Origin of the sequence: Streptomyces sp. NPDC005925, from assembly GCF_040638805.1 — a bacterium.
Classification (GTDB): domain Bacteria; phylum Actinomycetota; class Actinomycetes; order Streptomycetales; family Streptomycetaceae; genus Streptomyces.
Genome location: NZ_JBEXVL010000026.1, coordinates 1 through 18908, shown reverse-complemented (window position 1 = coordinate 18908; position 18908 = coordinate 1). Strand labels below are relative to the sequence as shown.

The 18908-nt window shown below is 72.5% G+C and carries 18 protein-coding genes; 13 read left to right on the top strand and 5 right to left on the bottom strand.

Annotation, left to right across the window (positions count from 1 at the left end):
- Positions 1-10 precede the first annotated feature (10 nt).
- The gene (locus ABZ354_RS23500; protein WP_358659763.1) at positions 11-1411 is read right to left on the bottom strand and encodes a condensation domain-containing protein; all 1401 of its coding nucleotides are present in this window, start codon (positions 1409-1411) and stop codon (positions 11-13) included.
- A gap of 150 nt (positions 1412-1561) precedes the next feature.
- Complete coding sequence (locus ABZ354_RS23495; protein WP_358659761.1) at positions 1562-2155, bottom strand: TetR/AcrR family transcriptional regulator; 594 nt, start codon at positions 2153-2155, stop codon at positions 1562-1564.
- A gap of 248 nt (positions 2156-2403) precedes the next feature.
- On the opposite strand from ABZ354_RS23495, the gene ABZ354_RS23490 reads away from it, so the two are divergent.
- Entirely contained in the window at positions 2404-3537 is a 1134-nt protein-coding gene (locus ABZ354_RS23490) for a serine/threonine-protein kinase (RefSeq protein ID WP_358659759.1), read from the top strand.
- Positions 3538-3726: 189 nt separating this feature from the next.
- Here the strand turns inward: ABZ354_RS23490 and ABZ354_RS23485 are convergent, their stop codons facing one another.
- Positions 3727-4062 (bottom strand): PLD nuclease N-terminal domain-containing protein, encoded by a 336-nt coding sequence (locus ABZ354_RS23485; RefSeq protein ID WP_358659758.1) that lies wholly within the window; start codon positions 4060-4062, stop codon positions 3727-3729.
- Between the two features lie 88 nt (positions 4063-4150).
- Here ABZ354_RS23485 and ABZ354_RS23480 point away from each other — a divergent pair, with 88 nt between their 5' ends.
- The 10 genes from ABZ354_RS23480 to ABZ354_RS23435 all read left to right on the top strand — a co-directional run bounded on the left by ABZ354_RS23480 (position 4151) and on the right by ABZ354_RS23435 (position 12628).
- A complete protein-coding gene (locus tag ABZ354_RS23480) occupies positions 4151-5608 on the top strand; it encodes a menaquinone biosynthesis decarboxylase (protein WP_358659756.1) in 1458 nt (485 codons plus the stop codon).
- Entirely contained in the window at positions 5605-6507 is a 903-nt protein-coding gene (gene mqnP / locus ABZ354_RS23475; RefSeq protein WP_358659754.1) for a menaquinone biosynthesis prenyltransferase MqnP, read from the top strand. The genes ABZ354_RS23480 and mqnP overlap by 4 nt, the downstream gene beginning before the upstream one ends.
- Positions 6508-6538: 31 nt before the next feature.
- Positions 6539-7216 carry a UbiX family flavin prenyltransferase gene (locus ABZ354_RS23470; RefSeq protein WP_358659752.1) on the top strand — a complete coding sequence of 226 codons (678 nt, stop codon included), beginning with the start codon at positions 6539-6541 and terminating at the stop codon, positions 7214-7216.
- A 77-nt stretch (positions 7217-7293) separates the two neighbouring features.
- Positions 7294-7749 (top strand): Lrp/AsnC family transcriptional regulator, encoded by a 456-nt coding sequence (locus ABZ354_RS23465; RefSeq protein ID WP_358659750.1) that lies wholly within the window; start codon positions 7294-7296, stop codon positions 7747-7749.
- Positions 7750-7810: 61 nt separating this feature from the next.
- Entirely contained in the window at positions 7811-8974 is a 1164-nt protein-coding gene (mqnE, locus tag ABZ354_RS23460; protein ID WP_358659748.1) for an aminofutalosine synthase MqnE, read from the top strand.
- A gap of 214 nt (positions 8975-9188) precedes the next feature.
- Complete coding sequence (locus ABZ354_RS23455) at positions 9189-9713, top strand: GNAT family N-acetyltransferase (protein ID WP_358659746.1); 525 nt, start codon at positions 9189-9191, stop codon at positions 9711-9713.
- Positions 9714-9867: 154 nt separating this feature from the next.
- Positions 9868-10167: a DUF4229 domain-containing protein gene (locus ABZ354_RS23450; RefSeq protein ID WP_358659745.1), complete on the top strand. Its 300-nt coding sequence runs from the start codon at positions 9868-9870 to the stop codon at positions 10165-10167.
- A gap of 175 nt (positions 10168-10342) precedes the next feature.
- Entirely contained in the window at positions 10343-10444 is a 102-nt protein-coding gene (locus tag ABZ354_RS23445; protein WP_358659743.1) for a putative leader peptide, read from the top strand.
- A gap of 96 nt (positions 10445-10540) precedes the next feature.
- Entirely contained in the window at positions 10541-11851 is a 1311-nt protein-coding gene (locus ABZ354_RS23440) for a dicarboxylate/amino acid:cation symporter (RefSeq protein WP_358659741.1), read from the top strand.
- A gap of 87 nt (positions 11852-11938) precedes the next feature.
- Positions 11939-12628, top strand: a complete 690-nt coding sequence (locus ABZ354_RS23435) for a TetR/AcrR family transcriptional regulator (RefSeq protein WP_358659739.1) — start codon at positions 11939-11941, stop codon at positions 12626-12628.
- Here the strand turns inward: ABZ354_RS23435 and ABZ354_RS23430 are convergent.
- Together ABZ354_RS23430 and ABZ354_RS23425 are read right to left on the bottom strand one after the other, a co-directional pair.
- Positions 12598-13491, bottom strand: a complete 894-nt coding sequence (locus ABZ354_RS23430) for a MaoC/PaaZ C-terminal domain-containing protein (protein WP_358659853.1) — start codon at positions 13489-13491, stop codon at positions 12598-12600. The genes ABZ354_RS23435 and ABZ354_RS23430 overlap by 31 nt on opposite strands.
- Complete coding sequence (locus ABZ354_RS23425) at positions 13491-14795, bottom strand: 3-oxoacyl-ACP reductase (protein ID WP_358659737.1); 1305 nt, start codon at positions 14793-14795, stop codon at positions 13491-13493. The genes ABZ354_RS23430 and ABZ354_RS23425 overlap by 1 nt, the downstream gene beginning before the upstream one ends.
- Positions 14796-15001: 206 nt before the next feature.
- On the opposite strand from ABZ354_RS23425, the gene ABZ354_RS23420 reads away from it, so the two are divergent.
- Positions 15002-16330: an acetyl-CoA C-acetyltransferase gene (locus ABZ354_RS23420; RefSeq protein WP_358659735.1), complete on the top strand. Its 1329-nt coding sequence runs from the start codon at positions 15002-15004 to the stop codon at positions 16328-16330.
- 302 nt (positions 16331-16632) lie between these two features.
- Entirely contained in the window at positions 16633-18561 is a 1929-nt protein-coding gene (locus ABZ354_RS23415; RefSeq protein WP_358659733.1) for an AMP-binding protein, read from the top strand.
- Positions 18562-18908: the final 347 nt, after the last annotated feature.

Sequence of the window (18908 nt, the reverse complement as noted above, 5' to 3'; positions counted from 1 at the left end):
GCCGCGCGAGTCAGGCAAGTCCGCGTGCCACGCCCGTGATGACGTCCCTCAGCCGCTCCGTGTAGAGCCGGAGGTTCTTGTGCGCGATGTCGGTGTCCGGGTAGCGGCCCGCGAACCACAGCCCCTCGGGGAGCCTGCTCACCCACGCGCACACCTGGTCGCCGTACGACACCCGGATCAGCCCGTACGCCTTCAGCTCCGCCCAGCGTTCGGCGCCGGGCAGGGCGCGTGAGTCGACGTACGACACGATCGAGTACAGGTCGGGCGAGGTCGGCCGGAAGTCGGTGCCGAGCAGCCGCAATACCCGGGCCAGCGGCAGCCGGGCCAGGCGGCGGTTGGCCTGCAGCTCGGCGCGCACCGCCCGCAGCAGGGACGGGAAGCCGGGCAGGTCGGCGACCGGGATCTCCACGGGCGCGCCGCCGACGTACCAGCCGACCGAGTCGGCCCACCGGGACGTGGCGCGGGTGTGGAACGGCACGACCGTGCGGTAGACGGGCCCGCCGCCGATCTCGTGCACGATGAGGGCGGTCGCCGCCAGGAGCCCGACGAGGCTGCCGCCGTGGGGACGGCAGTACGCCTCGAACGCGGCGGCGTCGGCCGCGCCCACCAGCGGCTCGCTCAGCATCTTCTGCGGGGGCAGCGGGCCGCCCGGCTCCAGGCCGAGGTCGACGGGGAAGGCCGGCAGCCGGCCGTCGCAGCGGTGGATGAACTCCCGCCAGCGCGCCACGACGTCGTGGTCCTCGTCGACGCGGTCCGCGTCGGCGCGCTCGGCCTCGCAGAAGTCGACGTAGCTGCCCGTCGGCCGCTCCGCCACGGGCCGCCCCTCGGCCCGCGCCGTGTACAGCTCGTGGATCTCGGCCGGGAGACGGTGCAGCGAGTAGGCGTCGACGTTGCTGTGGTCGAAGGCCATGTACACGCTGGTGCCGTCGTCGCGGACGACCGCCGTGTAGATGAGGTTGGGCCAGCGCAGCGCGTCCGCCGTCTCGTCGAAGCGGCGCTGCAGATGCCGTACCAGTGCGGCGGCGTCGGTGAACTCCCCGACGTCCGAGCGCTGCAGGGACACCGCGTCCGCGTCGAGCGTGAAGCGGCGCATCTCGTCACCGGACTCGCCGGCCCAGCGGAAGCCGCTGCGCAGCGTCTCGTGCCGCAGCGTCCAGTCGCGCAGCGCCTCCTGGAGCGCGCCCAGGTCGACCGGGCCGGGGATGTCGAACGCGGCGCCGAGCCAGGTCGGCACGAACAGGCCGTCCTCACGCACCGAACGAGCGGTCCGGATGTGCGACTCCTGGATGTACGCCGGGGGCCGCGAGTCCTCCGGCAGGCCCGCCGCGGTCTCGACGGTCGCCGTGCTGAGGGTCCACTCGACGAGTCGTCCGGGCCGGACCTCGCAGCGCTGGATGTCGGTCGTTCGCACGGGGCGTCTCCGTTCGCAGTGGTGCACAGACCCGACCAAGGGAAGTGCGTGCGCGCGAGGAAGTACCGGGCGTGTCGCGGGTTTTCGGCGGAACGGATGGTGTCTCGAACGCCGGTCCGTCCACTTTTCCGGCCTTTGCGCGGGGACCCGTTACGGCCGCAGGGCCTGCCAGACGCGTCCCGGGAGCTCGCGGGACGCCTCGTCGAGGTCGACGTCGCCGTACCCCGCGAGCCAGCGGCGGGCGACCGCGACGACCGGACCGAGGATCATGGCCTCGATGAGCGGCTGGGGCAGTGGCGCGATCTGCCCCGCCGCCACGAGCGGGTCGAGCCACGCCGCGAGCGGTGACAGGCGGGCCTCCTGCGCGTCGCGGATCGCGCGGCCCTGCGCCCAGCCGAACCGGTCCGCGTACGACGAGTGCAGGAAGAGGGCGGCGTCCCGCTGCTCCCGTGTGAACCGCAGATACGACGTCACCAGGGCCTCGATGCCGGAGCGCGCGTCGGTGGCGCCCGCCAGGGAGCCGCCCAGCTCGTCCAGCATGCGGCCCAGCAGGCGCCCGCCGAGCGCCGCGAGCAGGCCGTCGATGCTGCCGAAGTGGTGGTAGAGGCTGCCCAGGCTCACCCCGCTGGCCCGGGTGACCGCGTTGACGGTGACCTTCTGCTCGCCCTCCTCCACGAAGACCCGCAGCGCCGCCTGAAGGAGCAGGTCGGCGGTCGCCTCGCCGCGCTGCTGCTTCGGGCTCATGGTCCGCCGTCCTTGTCCGTCCGGGTGCCGGCGCCGTGCGTGGGGCGGGCTTCCGCGCAGGTTAACCGTTGGTAGCCCGGCCCGGCAGCAGCGCCCCGGGAGGTTTCTGGAACTACTTTCTAGAAAGTTCTTCCAATCGCACGGTCGCGACGCCAGACTGGACGTCACCCGGAGCCCGCGTCGCGCATTCCACGGGGGAGCTTCGCGCGTCGCGGGCCCCAGGTGCAGGGGAACGTGGACGGGGAGACGTGAGCAGCGCGGACCGGTGGGACCTGGACGGCAGTGGAGCAGAGCCGCTCAAGGACGACGATCCTTCACACATCGGCCCGATACCCCTCCTGGGCAGACTGGGCGTCGGCGGCATGGGCCGCGTCTACCTCGGCGTCCACGAAGGGCGCTACGTCGCGGTCAAGCAGGTCCTGCCGTCCGTCGCCGGCGAGGACGAGGCCTTCGTCCGCCGCTTCGGGCACGAACTGGACAACCTCGCCCGGCTGCCCGCCGACTCCACCGCCGCGCTCGTCCTCAGCGACCCCGGGGCGGGCCCGCCCTGGTACGCCACCGACTACGTCCCCGGCCTCACGCTGCGCCAGGCGGTCGCCCGGAGCGAGGGCGGGCTGCCCGGCCAGGCGCTGTGGCTGCTGCTGCGGGAGGCCGCGGCGGGGCTGGCCGCCGTGCACGAGCTGGACCTGGTGCACCGCGACGTCAAGCCGTCCAACGTGATGCTGACGGTCGACGGCGCGACGCTCATCGACTTCGGCGTGGCCCGCGCGGCCGACCAGCGCGAGCTGACGCTGAGCGGCATGGTGGTCGGCACCCCCGCCTACATGTCGCCCGAGCAGGCCTCGGGGCGCAAGGGGCTCGGCGGTGCGACAGACGTGTTCGCGCTCGGCTCCGTCCTGACGTTCGCGGCGTGCGGCAGGCCGCCCTTCGGCGACGCGTCGGGCCCCTCGGTGCTCTACCGGGTGGTGCACGAGGCGCCCGACACCGACGCCCTGCGGGTCATCGACACCGAACTGGCCGAAATCGTCGCCGCCTGCCTCGACAAGGACCCGGAGAAACGGCCCACCGCGGCCGACCTGCTGCGCCGCACCGAGGGCCGGGTCCCCACCAGGCCGCCGCTGTGGCCGACGCCCGCCACGGAGGTGCTGGAGCGGCGCGCGGCGTTCGCGGCGACGGTGCCAGGGGCCGGTGATCCGCCCGAGGACGCCCCCGAGGGCGACACGGCACGTGCGGCGCGGGACGGCGCCGAGGGCGCGACGGACCCCGGGGAGCCGCCGGAACAGCGCCGTACGCGCGTCGTGTTCGACGTCCCGCCCGTCGTGGCCGTCGCCACCGGCGCCCTGCTCGCCTTCCAGTCGCTGCCCCACGTCTTCGGCCCGTAGACGCCCCGCCGGCCGGGCCGTCCGTCCCGGCCGCCGTCTCGGCGTACGCCGGTCCGACGGGCCCAAAGACACCCGGTCGTTCGGCGTCCGCGTCCGCGGATGCCGTCGCCGTCGAGACCGGGCCGGGCCGTGAGCCGTCCGGGGGAGCGGGGTCTGGGGCTCGGCCCCTTCCCCGACGGGGCCGGACGCTCAGTTCTCGTCCCGCTTGCCGTCCTCCGGCCGCTCGTCGCGGCCGGTGTCGTCGTCCAGGGACTTCAGGAAGTCGGGGTTGTCGTCGGGCGCGACCCACTGCCGGGAACGGCCCCCGCCCGCACCGCGCACCCCGGACCAGCCCTCGGCCGCCGGGCTGCGCCTCTTGCCCGCGATGAGCCAGGAGACCGAGCCGACCAGCGGGAAGACCAGCACGAGGATCGCCCACAGCGGCTTGGGCATGTGGCGGATGTCCTCGTCGGCCGTACTGATGCAGTCGATGAACGCGTACACGCTCAGTGCCAGGGGCACGAGGATCATCAGCACCCGCAGCATGGGGCCTCTCCAGCGTCACGGTCGGCGGGGCCGGGCCCGGCCCCCCCAGGTACACGGCCAGCGTAGCCCCTCGGGGATACTGGGCCCCATGGCTTACGACGATCTTCGCTCCCTGCTCAGGGCGCTGGAGCGCGAGGGTGACCTCAAGCGCATCAAGGCCGAGGTCGACCCCCGTCTGGAGGTCGGTGAGATCGTGGACCGGGTGCAGAAGGCCGGCGGTCCCGCGCTCCTCTTCGAGAACGTCCGCGGATCAAGCATGCCCCTCGCGATGAACGTGTACGGCACGGACCGGCGCCTGCTGAAGGCGCTCGGCCTGAAGTCGTACGGCGAGATCACCGACAAGATCGGCGGACTGCTCAAGCCGGAGCTGCCGCAGGGGTTCGTCGGGGTGCGCGAGGCGTTCGGCAAGCTCGGCGCGATGACGCACGTACCGCCGAGGAAGGTGAAGTCCGGCGCCGCGCCCGTGCAGGAGGTCGTGCTCACCGGCGACGACGTCGACCTCGACGCGCTGCCCGCGCTGTTCACCTGGCCGAAGGACGGCGGGTCCTTCTTCAACCTGGGCCTGACCCACACCAGGGACCCCGAGTCCGGCATCCGCAACCTCGGCCTGTACCGGCTCCAGCGGCACGACCGGCGCACCATCGGCATGCACTGGCAGATCCACAAGGACAGCCGCAACCACTACCAGGTGGCCGCCCGCCGCGGTGAGCGCCTGCCGGTGGCCATCGCCTTCGGCTGCCCGCCCGCCGTCACGTACGCCTCCACCGCGCCGCTGCCCGGTGACATCGACGAGTACCTGTTCGCCGGGTTCCTCGCGGGCAAGCGCATAGAGATGGTCGACTGCAGGACCGTTCCGCTCCAGGTGCCCGCGCAGGCCGAGGTCGTCGTCGAAGGGTGGCTGGAGCCGGGGAAGATGCTGCCCGAGGGCCCGTTCGGCGACCACACCGGCTTCTACACGCCCCAGGAACCGTTCCCCGCGCTGACCATCGACTGCGTGACGATGCGCAGGCGGCCGCTGCTCCAGTCGATCGTGGTCGGCCGCCCGCCCACCGAGGACGGGCCGCTCGGCCGGGCCACCGAGCGCTTCTTCCTGCCGCTGCTGAAGATCATCGTCCCGGACATCGTGGACTACCACCTGCCCGAGGCCGGCGGCTTCCACAACTGCGCGATCGTCTCGATCGACAAGAAGTACCCCAAGCACGCCCAGAAGGTGATGCACGCCATCTGGGGTGCGCACATGATGTCGCTGACGAAGCTGATCGTGGTCGTCGACTCCGACTGCGACGTGCACGATCTGCACGAGGTCGCCTGGCGGGCGCTGGGCAACACCGACTACGCCCGCGACCTCAGCGTCGTCGAAGGCCCCGTCGACCACCTCGACCACGCCTCCTACCAGCAGTTCTGGGGAGGCAAAGCGGGCATCGACGCGACGAAGAAGTGGCCCGAGGAGGGCTACACGCGGGACGGCGGCTGGCCCGAGATGGTGCTGTCCGACCCGGACACGGCGGCGAAGGTCGACCGGCGCTGGAAGGAGTACGGGCTGTGACGTCGGCTTCCGCGTCGATCCCGCGGCCGGGGCGCACGAGGGCGTTCCTGCGCCTGGTCATGATCGAGCACTCCGTCTTCGCGCTGCCCTTCGCCTACATCGCCTCCCTGACGGCGATGTACCAGCAGGACAAGAACATCCACTGGGCGCGGCTGCTCCTGGTCACGGTCTGCATGGTGGGCCTGCGCACCTTCGCGATGGCCGTGAACCGGATCATCGACCGGGAGATAGACGCACGGAACCCGCGCACGGCCCACCGCGAACTCGTCACCGGCGCGATGACCGTCAAGCACGCCTGGACGGGCGCGCTCGTCGCGCTCGTCGTCTTCCTCGGCTCGGCGGCCCTGCTCAACCCGCTGTGCCTGGCCCTCGCGCCGGTCGCCGTGATCCCGATGGTGGTCTATCCGTACGGCAAGCGGTTCACGGACTTCCCGCAGGCCATCCTCGGTCTCGCGCAGGCCATTGGCCCGGTCGGCGGCTGGCTCGCCGTCACCGGCGGCTGGTCCTGGGACGCGGTGATCCTCGGCCTCGCCGTCGGCATCTGGATCGGCGGCTTCGACCTGATCTACGCCTGCCAGGACGTCGAGACCGACCGTGCCGTCGGCGTCCGCTCGGTCCCCGCCCGCTTCGGCGTCCCCGCCGCGATCCGGGGCGCCCGCGGCTGCCACGCCGTCACCATGGCCCTGTTCGTCTGGTACGCGACGGCCACGGACGCCGGCGCCTTCTTCTGGCTGGGCCTGCTGATCGTCGCGGGCGCCTTCGTCTACGAGCACTCCATCGTCCGCCCGCACGACCTGTCCCGGCTGAACCGGGCGTTCTTCTCGGTCAACGGCTTCATCGGCATGGCCCTGTTCGTGTGCGCCCTCCTCGACCTGCTGGTGCGAGGGCTGACGGTCTGAATCATGTGAGCCGCCAGATAGGCTCAGCATCATGAAGCCAGGACAGACGCAGCGCACGCCTTGGATCGTGGGGGTGTCCGGGGCCTCCGGTACCCCGTACGCCGCTGCCGTGCTGCGGGCGCTTCTCGACGCCGGGGAGAGCGTGGACCTCGTCGTCAGCCGGGCCTCGCGGCTCACCCTGCTCGACGAGACCGGCATTCCCTTCCGGGACGCCCACTGGCAGGACGACCTGCGGGAATGGCTGTCCCGGGGCGCCGACGGCAGGCCCGGCGTCTTCGACGCGGACCTCACCGCCGTACGGCACTGGCCCGCGGGCGATCTCGCGGCGGGGCCGTCGTCCGGGTCGTACCCGGCCAAAGGCATGCTGATCGTGCCCGCCTCCACGGACTGCGTGGCGGGCGTCGCGCTCGGCCTCTCCAAGGACCTGCTGCAACGCGCGGCGAGCGTCACCCTCAAGGAGCGGCGCAAGCTGGTGGTGGCCGTGCGGGAGACCCCGTTGGGCGGCCAGACGCTGCGGCACCTGGTGACGCTGGACGACGCGGGCGCGAGCGTGGTGCCCGCCTCCCCGGCGTTCTACGCGGGGGCCACGCATATTCAGGACCTGGTGGACTTCGTCGCCGGGCGCGTCCTCGACTCGGCGGGCGTCGGACACTCGCTGTACCGGCGCTGGAAGGGCGAGCTCGGCGGCGGGGGCGGCCGCAGCACCTGACCACGGACGGCGCGACGCCCCTCAGCAACGTTCAGGACCCTCTTCAACAGACCTCTTCAGCGGAAGGCTTCGATCGCATGGACGCGGTGGACAGGCAGCTCATCCAGGCCCTGAGGGAGAACGGCCGGGCCTCCTACGCGGAGCTGGGACGCCTCGTCGGGCTGTCGGGACCCAGCGTCACCGACCGCATCAACCGGCTGGAGGCGGCCGGTGTCATCACCGGCTACCGCGCCACCGTGGACTCCGCCTCCCTCGGCCTCGGCGTCATCGCCCTCATCGGCATCTCGCTCTCCGACGCCGCCGACCACGAGGACGTGGCCGCCCGGCTGAAGGACCTGCAGGAGATCGAGGACTGCTGGTTCATCGCGGGCGACGACTCCTACATGCTCAAGGTGCGCGCCACCAACGTGGACGGCCTGGAGCGCATCATCCGCCGGCTCAGCGGCACCAAGGGCGTCTCCCGGACCCGTACCACGATCGTGCTCTCCACGAAGTGGGAGAACCGGGTCGGTGAGCTGCCCGAAGAGGTCTGACGGGCGGGGCGTACGGTGGTCGGCGTCGGGTGCGGGTCGTGGATCGGAAAGAGGTGTCGGCATGGACGTCGGGCTCAAGCGCGAGCTGGAGGAGAAGGTCCGCTCCGGTGAGCGGCTGACCCGCGAGGACGGGATCGCGCTGTACGAGTCGGACGACCTGGCCTGGCTCGGCGGACTCGCCCACGAGGTGCGCACACGGAAGAACGGCGACGTCGTCCACTTCAACGTCAACCGCCACCTCAACATGACGAACGTGTGCACCGCCTCGTGCGCCTACTGCTCCTTCCAGCGCAAGCCGGGCGAGAAGGACGCGTACACGATGCGCATCGAGGAGGCCGTCAAGCTCGCCACGGCGATGGAGGCGGAGAACCTCACCGAGCTGCACATCGTCAACGGGCTGCACCCGAACCTGCCGTGGCGGTACTATCCGCGCTCCCTGCGCGAGCTGAAGGCCGCCCTGCCGAACGTGTCCCTGAAGGCGTTCACGGCCACGGAGATCCACCACTTCGAGACGATCTCCGGGCTGAGCGCGAGCGAGATCCTCGACGAGCTCATCGACGCCGGTCTGGAGTCGCTCACCGGCGGCGGCGCGGAGATCTTCGACTGGGAGGTCCGGCAGCACATCGTGGACCACCGCACGCACTGGGAGGACTGGTCGCGGATCCACCGCCTGGCGCACGAGAAGGGCCTCAAAACCCCGTGCACCATGCTCTACGGCCACATCGAGGAGCCCCGCCACCGCGTGGACCACGTGCTGCGGCTGCGTGAGCTCCAGGACGAGACCGGCGGTTTCCAGGTCTTCATCCCGCTGCGCTACCAGCACGACTTCGTGGACATGAAGGACGGCAAGGTCAGGAACCGCCTCCAGGCCCGGACGCAGATGGCGACCGGCGCGGAGGCGCTGAAGACCTTCGCGGTGTCCCGGCTGCTGTTCGACAACGTCCCGCACGTCAAGGTGTTCTGGGTGATGCACGGCGTGCAGACCGCCCAGCTCGCGCTCCAGCACGGCGCCGACGACATGGACGGTTCGGTCGTCGAGTACAAGATCACCCACGACGCCGACAACTACGGCACGCCGAACAAGCTGACCCGCGAGGACCTCCTCGACCTGATCCGTGACGCGGGCTTCCGCCCGGTGGAGCGCAACACGCGGTACGAGATCCTCCGCGAGTACGAGGGACCCGACCCGGCGCGCCGGGAGTCGCCCCAGGCGATGCGGGTCTGACGCGGTCCTCCGGGTGAGGGTGGCACGGTTCCCCGGGGTGGGTAACCGGGCCGCATGCCCGCGAAGGTCCCCGAGGACCAGTACACCGCCGAGCCGGGGCTGCTGTCCGACCTGAAGGTGGCGGCACGGGTGCTGGGGTGAGCCCCCGAGCCGTCCGCCCGCTTTGGTGGGAACGCCGTTGAGACGAGTTTGCGGTAATGGCTAGGGTTGCCGCATGCCCCTTACCTTCCGTCTCGACCCCGCCGTCACATCCGAGCTGCGCGACGGGATCCTCGACCTGTGGACCGATGTGACCAACGCGGGCGGAGCCGTCGGCTTCGTACCGCCCGTGACGCGGGACGCCGTGCGGCCCGAGCTGGTCAGACAGTTCACCGCGATGGCCGAGGGCCGCTCGGGGCTCCTCGCCGGGCACGACGAGCAGGGGCGGGTGGCCGCCGTCGCCTTCCTCACCCGCAACACCCACCGGCTGATGACGCACTGGCTGTGGCTCTACACGGTGATGGTGCACCCGCGCCACCAGGGCAAGGGCTACGGCCGCGACCTGCTGGCCGCCGCTGCCGACGCCGCCCGCCGCATCGACGGCATCGAGGCGATACGGCTCACCTGCCGCGGCGGCCTCGGCCTGGAACGGTTCTACGGCTCCTGCGGCTACAAGGAGGTCGGCCGCGTGCCGGACGCGATCCGCGTCGCTCCGGGCGACGACCGCGACGACATCACCATGCTGCTGCCGCTGACCTGAGCGCGGCCCCGGGCCCTCGCGGTCCTCCCGCATCCCCCGCACCCGCGCCCCGCACCCCCGTACGGGACCCGCGTATCGGCGTGCTTCACTGGACAGTGCGCCCGGGGTGACGCCGGCCCCCGGAAGACCATTCGGAACGGAAGAGTGGATTGAGATGCTCCGCTACACACTGATGCGCCTCGGGATCTTCGTGGGCTGCCTCGTGGTCGTCTGGGGCCTCGTCCACACGGGTGTCTTCCCGCGCGGCCTCGGCGAGTCCAACGGCATGTGGATCATCCTGCTCTCCCTGCTGATCTCCGCCCCGATCAGCTTCGTCGCGCTGCGCAAGGAACGCGACCGGGCCTCCGAGCAGATCGTGGACAGGGTGGAGCGGGCGAAGGCCAACCTGGAGGCCAACCGCAGCCAGGAGGACGGCGCCGACGACGCGGCCCGCGCGCAGAGCCGGACCTCGTAGCGCACGCCGTGGGCGGGCCCCGTGACGGCCCGCAGGGCGAAGACGTTCACGCCCCGGTTTTCCCGGACATCCCCGGGAAAACCGGGGCGCTTTGCATTGTGGGAACAGACACTGAGGCACACCTCTCAAAGCCAGGCTATGGGTGTCTCAAAGCTCCGGTGTTAAAGTCGGCGTGATGAAGACCGCAGCCGCGCCCCACGGATCCCCGAGCGTCCCGCTCGTGGCGCGCCTGCATGTGGACCTCTGCCGGTGCGCGTCCGCGAGCTGTCGTCCCTGACGCTCGCCCCCTTCTTCTGCACCTGTACCTCCCCCTCCACGCCCGTCTCTCGTCCCAGTCCCCCTTCCGCGCATCGCGCCGCATCCCCAACGGAGCATGTCCGTGTCCACGAACACGAAATCCCTCACCCCGCCCAAGCTGCCCACGGTGCCCTTCTGGGCCCAGATACTCGGCGGCCTCGTCCTCGGTGTCCTGCTCGGCTGGCTCGCCCGCGGCCAGGACCTGTCCTGGCTGGTCACCACCCTCGACAAGATCGGCAGCACCTTCGTCGGCCTGCTCAAGCTCGCCGTCGCGCCCCTCGTCTTCTTCGCGATCCTCGTCTCCGTCACCAACCTGCGGAAGGTCAACAACGCGGCCCGGCTGGCCTCCCGCACCCTCCTCTGGTTCATGATCACGTCGCTCGTCGCGGTCGCCATCGGCCTCGTCATCGGCCTGGTCACCAACCCCGGCGCCGGCACCGGCCTCAGCCCCAAGGACGGCGCCGAGCCCGAGACGACCGGCTCCTGGATCGACTTCCTCACCGGCATCGTCCCGACCGACGTCATCACCCCGTTCACCGAGCTGAACGTCCTCCAGATCGTCTTCATGGCCGCCGTCGCCGGCATCGCCGCCCTCCAGCTCGGCGAGAAGGCCCAGCCGATCCTCACCCTGAGCGAGTCCGTCCTCGAACTCCTCCAGAAGGCCCTGTGGTGGGTCATCCGCCTCGCCCCGCTCGGCACGGTCGGCCTCATCGGCAACGCCATCGCCACCTACGGCTGGGACCTGATCGGCAAGTACGCCACCTTCACCGCCGACATCTACGTCGGCTGCGCGCTCGTCCTCTTCGGCGTCTACCCCGCGCTGCTCGCCACCGTCGCCAAGGTCGCCCCGCTGCAGTTCTTCAAGGGCGCGTGGCCCGCCATCCAGCTGGCCTTCGTCTCCCGGTCCTCCGTCGGCACCATGCCGCTGACCCAGAAGGTCACCGAGCGCCTCGGCGTGCCGAAGGAGTACGCGTCCTTCGCCGTGCCGTTCGGCGCGACCACGAAGATGGACGGCTGCGCCGCGATCTACCCGGCCATCGCCGCGATCTTCGTCGCCCAGATCTTCGACATCCAGCTCGGCCTCGGCGACTACCTGCTGATCGCGTTCGTGTCCGTGATCGGCTCCGCCGCCACCGCCGGCCTCACCGGCGCGACGGTCATGCTCACCCTGACCCTGTCCACCCTCGGCCTCCCCATGGAGGGCGTCGGCCTGCTCCTGGCCATCGACCCGATCCTGGACATGATGAGGACGGCGACGAACGTCGCCGGCCAGGCTCTCGTGCCCGTCATCGTCTCCGCCCGTGAGGGCATCCTCGACCGGGACGCCTACGACGCGGTCGACGGCTCGCCCGTGGACGGGCCGCAGCGTGTGACGGCGGCTGCCTGAGACGACGGCTCGTCCGGCGTGGCCACTGCCTGACAGGAGTGGCCGCGCCGGACGGCCCGGGGGCCGGCGGACCGTACGCTGATGCGCATGGGTGCCGTGAAGACCAAGCGGATGCCGCGTGCGGTCCGCGAACAGCAGATGCTGGACGCCGCCGTACGCATCTTCGGCCGCCGGGGGTACACGGCCGCGTCGATGGACGAGATCGCCGAACTCGCGGGCGTGTCCAAGCCGTTGGTGTACCTGTATCTCCACTCCAAGGAAGACCTGTTCACGGCGTGCATCCGCCGCGAGGCGACGGCACTCACCGAGGCGGTGCGCGCCGGGATCAGTCCCGGTACGCCCGCCGACCGGCAGCTCTGGGACGGGCTGCGGGCGTTCTTCACGCACACCGCCGGGCACCCCGAGGGGTGGGTGGTGCTGCATCTTCAGGCCCGTACGCACGGCGAGCCGTTCGCCGCCGAGTTCGCGGTGATGCGCGCGGAGATCGTCGCGTTCGTGACGCGGCTCATCGCGGCCGCCGCGCGGGACGCGCGCCGCGACCCGGACCTGCCCGAGGGTGAGGTCGCCGGACTCGCCGAAGCGCTCGTCGGCGCCGCCGAGTCGCTCGCCGACTGGGCCAACGCCACCCCGGGCATCACCGCCGGGCAGGCGGCGGCGACGATGATGAACTTCGCCTGGGCCGGGCTCGGGAACCTGATGGACGGGCGGCCCTGGCCGCCGCCCGTCGCCGAGTGCGCCCGGGGCGCTCAGAGCGGGGAGACCGTCCCCGTCAGGTGAAGGCGGGCCCCGCCGTCGCCGTCGTCGCCGCCGGTCAGGGCGAAACGGCCGCCGGCCGCGCCGTACGTCACCGTCCCCGGCAGCGGCACCGGCGCCCGGAACTCCGCCCGCGCCGTGACCGCGTCCGGTGTCCCGTGCTCGGCCAGGCACCTGGCCACCGTCCACATGCCGTGCGCGATGGGGCGCGGGAAGCCGAACAGGCGGGCGGTGAGCGGGTGCAGGTGGATCGGGTTGCGGTCACCGGAGACCGCGCCGTAGCGGCGTCCGAGGTCCGCGCCGAGACGCCACTCGGTCACCGGGGGCGGGACGGCGGGGCGTTCGGGGGATTCGCCCGACTCCGCGGCCCGGCCGGGCGTCCGGTGCCGGGCCAGGTACGTGCTGCGGGACTCCCACACCACCTCCCCCGCGAGGCGGGCCTGCGTGAGGACGGTCGCCTCGGTTCCGCGCCGGTGCGGCGCCAGGCCCTCGACCTCGACGGCGAGTTCGTAGGCCTCCGAGGCCGTCAGCCGGGCGCGGCGGGTGATCCCGACCGACGTGTGGACCAGCCCGAGCATCGGCAGCGGGAAGGCCCGGTCGCACATCAGGCGCATCGCGAGCGGGAAGCCGAGGACGTGCGGATACGTCACCGGCAGGGCGCCGTCACGCCGGCCCCCGGTGGTGGGGAAGCCGCACACCCGCTCGTAGGCCGCGAGCCGCGCCGGGTCGAGGCGCAGGCCCGGCAGGACGAGCCGGGTGCGGGGGAAGTCCGCGTCGGGCCGGGGGTGCTTGAGGGGCGACAGCAGGGCGCCGCGTGCGAGGAGCGGCGCCAGGGCGGGCGGTTCGGCGAGGACGGTGGAGGCGCCGGGTGCGGCGGGGCTGCCCATCACGCCCCCAGCAGGCTCTGGCCGCAAACCCGTACGACCTGGCCGTTGACCGTGCCGGACGCCGGGTGGGCGAGCCAGGCGGTGGTCTCGGCGACGTCGACGGGCAGGCCGCCCTGGGCGAGGGAGTTCATGCGGCGGCCCGCCTCGCGGATGAGGAGGGGTACGGCGGCCGTCATCTTCGTCTCGATGAAGCCGGGCGCCACGGCGTTGACGGTCACGCCGTGCTCGTCGAGGGCGCGGGGCGCGAGGGAGCGGACGAGGCCGACGATGCCCGCCTTGCTGGCGCCGTAGTTGGTCTGGCCGGAGTTGCCCGCGAGACCGGCGATGGACGCCGTCGCGACGATCCGGCCGCCGCGGCGCAGGGTGCCGGAGGCGAGCAGTGCGTCGGTGGTGCGCAGGACGCCGGCGAGGTTCACGTCGAGGACGGAACTCCAGCGCTCGGCGGGCATGTTGACCAGCCTGCGGTCGCGGGTGATGCCCGCGTTGTGGATGAGGACGTCCAGGCCGTCGGGGAGCGCGGCGGCGATGTGCTTTCCGGCGTCGGCGGCCGTGATGTCGAGGGGGAGGGCGGTGCCGCCGAGCCGTTCGGCGACCGCGCGGGCGTCGTCCTCGGCCTGCGGTACGTCGAGGACGACGACGTGGGCGCCGTCCCGGGCGAGTGTCTCGGCGACCGCCGCCCCGATGCCGCGGGCGGCGCCGGTGACGAGGGCGGTGCGGCCGGCGAGGGGGCGGTCCCAGTCGTCGGGGGCCGTGGTGGAGCCCTCGCCGACCTCCACGACCTGGCCGCTGACGTACGCGGACTTGGGGGAGAGCAGGAAGCGGAGGGTGGACTCGGCGGCGTCGGCGTCGGTGAGGCGTACGAGGTTGACGGTCCTGCCGCGGCCGATCTCCTTGCCGAGCGAGCGTGTGAAGCCCTCCAGGGCCTGCTGGGCGGCGGCCTGGTGGTGGTCGGCGGGGTCGAGCGGCGCGCCGAGCACGACGACGCGTCCGCTGTCGGCGATCGTGCGCACGACGGGGTGCAGGGCGGCGTGCACGTCGGCGAGCGTCTCGACGTCCCGTACGCCGGTGGCGTCGACGACGACCGCGGCGGGCCTGCCGGTGTCGTCGGTGCTGAGGCCCGTGCGGGCGAGGACCGGGCCGGGTTCGAGGCCGGACGTGCCCGCGGTGAGGTGGAGCAGACCGCCGCCGAGGGTGGGGCGTCCGGCCGACCAGCGTGTCAGCGCCGTCGGCCGGGGCAGGCCGAGGCGGCGGGTCAGGAAGCGGCCGGGCGCGGTGCCGGTGAAGCTCAGATAGCGGTCGGCCATGTCCAACTCCCGAGTTGCGTGGTCGTGCGGTCGGAGGGTCCCGAGGTTCCCAGCCTCGTTACTCTGCAGTAAGGTTACCGGAGGTAAGACTATGGCACGGCACGTGCGACGAGCACGTCGGGACGAGCGCATCGAGACCACCGGGTCATGACGGAACACGTCGGGACGACGAGACCGGGACGACGAGACGGGATGAGGAGATCGGGATGAGTGCCCTGCAGCCGCCGGCAGTACGGCGGGTCGCGGTCGTCGGGGGTTCCCGGGTGCCGTTCGCCCGCTCCGACGGGCCCTACGCCACCGCGTCCAACCAGCAGATGCTCACCGCCGCCCTCGACGGCCTCGCCGAACGGTACGGGCTCCACGCCCCGGGCGCGGTGGACGAGTTCGTCGCCGGCGCCGTGCTCAAGCACAGCCGGGACTTCAACCTGGCCCGCGAGACCGTCCTCGGCTCGACGCTGGACCCGCGCACCCCCGCGTACGACATCCAGCAGGCCTGCGGCACCGGCCTGCAGGCCGTGATCGCCGCCGCCAACAAGATCGCCCTGGGACAGGCCGAGGCGGCCGTCGCGGGCGGCGCCGACACCGCGAGCGACGCGCCCCTCGGCGTGAACGACCGGCTGCGCCGCATCCTGCTGGAGGCCCGGCGCGCCACGTCGGCGGGCGCCCGCCTGAAGGCCCTGGCGAAGATCCGCCCCGGTCACCTCGTCCCGGACATCCCGCGCAACGCCGAGCCGCGCACCGGCCTGTCCATGGGCGAGCACGCCGCGGTGACCGCCCGCGCCTGGGGCATCGGCCGCGAGGCGCAGGACGAACTGGCGGCGACCAGCCACCGGCGGCTGGCGGCGGCGTACGAACGCGGCTTCTTCGCGGACCTCGTGGTGCCCTTCCGGGGACTGGAGCGCGACCAGAACCTGCGCCCCGGCTCGACCGTGGAGAAACTGGCCGCGCTGAAGCCGGTGTTCGGCGTGGACCGGCCCGGGCCCACCATGACCGCGGGCAATTCGACGCCCCTGACGGACGGCGCGGCCGTGGTGCTGCTGGCGAGTGAGGAGTGGGCCGAGGCGCGCGGCCTCCGGCCGCTCGCGTACCTGACGGCGTACGAGACGGCGGCGGTCGACTTCGTGCACGGTGACGTCACCGGCGGCGAGGGCGGCCGGGGCGGCGAGGGCGGCGAGAAGGGTCAGGGCGGCGACGGTCTGCTGATGGCGCCGGCGTATGCCGTGCCGCGCATGCTGGAGCGGGCCGGGCTGGGCATCGAGGACTTCTCGCTGTTCGAGATCCACGAGGCGTTCGCCTCCCAGGTGCTGGCGACGCTGGCCGCCTGGGAGAAGCGCGGCCTGGCCCCCGTGGACCGGGCCCGCCTCAACGTGGCGGGTTCGTCCCTGGCCACCGGGCACCCCTTCGCCGCGACCGGCGCGCGGATCGTCGCGACGCTGGCCACACTGCTCGCCGAGCGCGGAGAGCCGGGACGCGGGCTGATCTCGATCTGCGCCGCGGGCGGCCAGGGCGTGACGGCGGTGCTGGAAAGGGACTGACCGGCCGGGGCGGGGCCGCCGCTCCCGCCTCCGGAGGACCGTCGCCGGGCGGGTGCGGGGGCGGGGTGCGAAGGGTGACAGACCATCCGCCAACCCGCGAGGCTGCACATTCCCGGCGCCGTCCCTTCCCGGGCCCCGCACACAGCCCCCACGCGCGGGCCGTACGATCCCCAGGCCCAACCCGTCGGTAACCCCCAAGCTCCCCCACTCGGAGGGGTTCGCCGGTGAACGCCTCCGCGCGCGAGGCGCGTACCTCACGCAGCACCCTCGCAGTACTCGCTGCACGCCACAGGAGCCGCCCCGTGACCACCCCGCTGCCCTCCTTCGCGGCCTCCGCCGCCTACGACGACGCTCCCGGACCCGTCCTCGTCAAGCCCGAGACCCGGCGCCTGGACGGGGTCGTGCGGGAGGCGTACGTCCCGCCCTTCGCACCGCCCGTGCGGCACGGTTCGCTCGCCGAGCTGCCCTTCGAGAACGCCGCGGCGGTGCCCGAGGCCGTGGTCCTCAGCCGCAGGGGCCGAGGCGGCGGGTGGGAAGACGTCACGGCGAAACGATTCGCCGCCGAGGTGCAGGCCGTGGCGAAAGGGCTCGTCGCCCAGGGCCTGACGCCGGGCGACCGCCTCGCGATCATGGCGCGTACGACGTACGAGTGGACGCTGCTGGACTTCGCCGCGTGGGCGGCCGGCCTGGTCACCGTCCCCATCTACCCCACGTCGTCCCCGTTCCAGACGCGCTGGATCCTCCAGGACTCCGGCGCCGTCGCCCTCGTCACGGAGACGGCCGCGCTGGCCGCGTCCCTCACGCCCGAACTCCAGCGCATGCCGGACCTGCGCCACCTGTGGGTCATGGAGAAGGGGCACGTCGACCGGCTCGCGGAGCTCGGCGCCGGGCTGCCGGACGGCGAAGTCGGCGTACGCCGGGGCATGCTCAGTCCCGAGACCCTCGCGACGCTGATCTACACGTCCGGCACCACCGGCCGCCCGAAGGGCTGCGCCCTGACCCACGGCAACTTCTTCGCCGAGGTCGACAACGCCGTCGAACTGCTCCACCCGGTCTTCAAGTCCCGCAGCGGCGAGGACGCGTCGGTCCTGCTCTTCCTGCCCATGTCGCACGTCTTCGGCCGCATGGTCGCCATCGCCTGCGTCCGCGCCCGGGTACGCCTCGGGCACTCGCCGAGCCTCAAGGCGGAGGAACTGCTGCCGGACCTCGCCGCCTTCCGGCCGACCTGCCTGCTGACCATTCCGTACATCCTGGAGAAGGTGTTCAACGCCGCCCGCGCCCAGGCCGAATCGGGCGGCCGGCTGTCGACCTTCGACCGCGCGGCGACGGCGGCCCGGCGCTACGGCGAAGCCCTGGAGGCCCACCAGGCGGGCATCGGCGGCGCGCCCGGCCGGGGCCGGCGCACCGCTCGCGCCCTCTACGACCCGCTGGTCTACCGGCGCATCCGCAACTCCATGGGCGGCAGGGTCCGTCACGCGATCTGCGGCGGTTCCCCGCTCGGCCGCCGCCTGGCCGCCTTCTACGCCGGCGCCGGGATCCAGATCTTCGAGGGCTACGGCCTGACCGAGACGACCGGCGCGGCGACGGTCACCCCACCGCTCAAACCCCGCCTGGGCACGGTCGGCTGGCCCCTGCCCGGCACCCGGATCCGCATCGCCGCCGACGGGGAGATCCTCATCTCCGGCGAACAAGTGCTGCGCGGCTACTGGGACCCGCAGGCGGGCGGCGTGGTCCCCGCCGCCCGCGACGGCTGGCTCGCGACGGGCGACATGGGCGAGCTGGACGACGACGGCTACCTCACCATCACCGGCCGCAAGAAGGAACTCCTGATCACGTCGGGCGGCAAGAGCGTCGCCCCGGCCCCCCTGGAGAACCGGCTCCGCTCCCACCCCCTGATCTCCCACTGCCTGGTCGTCGGCGACCGACGCCCCTACGTCACCGCCCTTCTCACCCTCGACCTCGACGGCGTCACCCACTGGCGCCGGATGAACGGCAAACACCCCGTGCCGCCGCAGTTCCTCGTGGACGACGAGGAACTGCGGGCCGTCCTGCAACGCGCGGTCGACGCGACCAACAAGCTGGTCTCCCGCCCGGAGTCCATCCGCCGCTTCGCCGTCCTGCCCACGGACCTCACCGAGGAGTCCGGCCATCTGACCCCGTCGATGAAAGTCCGCAGGGAGGCGGTGCTGCGGGACTTCGCGGCGCAGGTCGAGGGGCTGTACGCGGGGTAGTCCCTGTCGTGCGGATCGTCCCGCCGTCGCGGGGATCGGCACGCACCGCTGCGCCGTCGGGTCGTCCGTCCCCCGCCCCCGCCCCCGCCCCCGCCTCCCGGCTTACGGCTCCCGGCCTTCGACGTTGACGTTCGACTCCGCTCGTGCGGGCGGGACCCCACCGGGCCGACCCCACGCCCCGCCCGCCACTTGCGCACATCGGACCCCCGACACCGGATGACTCATCGATGCCGGAAGGACCCACACGAGAGGGCCTAGGTGTACTCGGTCATGGCGTTGGTGACAGTCGGCTGATCGGGGGTTGGCCTGCGAGCGCGGTGTGTCGGCGTTGAGTGTTGTAGAAGGTC

Bases quoted from the DNA above. Each gene is read 5' to 3' on its own strand.
- ABZ354_RS23495 (WP_358659761.1), bottom strand. From the start codon at position 2,155: ATGAGCCCGAAGCAGCAGCGCGGCGAGGCGACCGCCGACCTGCTCCTT.
- ABZ354_RS23485 (WP_358659758.1), bottom strand. From the start codon at position 4,062: ATGCTGCGGGTGCTGATGATCCTCGTGCCCCTGGCACTGAGCGTGTAC.
- ABZ354_RS23480 (WP_358659756.1), top strand. From the start codon at position 4,151: ATGGCTTACGACGATCTTCGCTCCCTGCTCAGGGCGCTGGAGCGCGAG.
- ABZ354_RS23470 (WP_358659752.1), top strand. From the start codon at position 6,539: ATGAAGCCAGGACAGACGCAGCGCACGCCTTGGATCGTGGGGGTGTCC.
- ABZ354_RS23465 (WP_358659750.1), top strand. From the start codon at position 7,294: ATGGACGCGGTGGACAGGCAGCTCATCCAGGCCCTGAGGGAGAACGGC.
- mqnE (WP_358659748.1), top strand. From the start codon at position 7,811: ATGGACGTCGGGCTCAAGCGCGAGCTGGAGGAGAAGGTCCGCTCCGGT.
- ABZ354_RS23455 (WP_358659746.1), top strand. From the start codon at position 9,189: ATGCCCCTTACCTTCCGTCTCGACCCCGCCGTCACATCCGAGCTGCGC.
- ABZ354_RS23450 (WP_358659745.1), top strand. From the start codon at position 9,868: ATGCTCCGCTACACACTGATGCGCCTCGGGATCTTCGTGGGCTGCCTC.
- ABZ354_RS23445 (WP_358659743.1), top strand. From the start codon at position 10,343: ATGAAGACCGCAGCCGCGCCCCACGGATCCCCGAGCGTCCCGCTCGTG.
- ABZ354_RS23440 (WP_358659741.1), top strand. From the start codon at position 10,541: ATGTCCGTGTCCACGAACACGAAATCCCTCACCCCGCCCAAGCTGCCC.
- ABZ354_RS23435 (WP_358659739.1), top strand. From the start codon at position 11,939: ATGGGTGCCGTGAAGACCAAGCGGATGCCGCGTGCGGTCCGCGAACAG.
- ABZ354_RS23430 (WP_358659853.1), bottom strand. From the start codon at position 13,491: ATGGGCAGCCCCGCCGCACCCGGCGCCTCCACCGTCCTCGCCGAACCG.
- ABZ354_RS23425 (WP_358659737.1), bottom strand. From the start codon at position 14,795: ATGGCCGACCGCTATCTGAGCTTCACCGGCACCGCGCCCGGCCGCTTC.
- ABZ354_RS23420 (WP_358659735.1), top strand. From the start codon at position 15,002: ATGAGTGCCCTGCAGCCGCCGGCAGTACGGCGGGTCGCGGTCGTCGGG.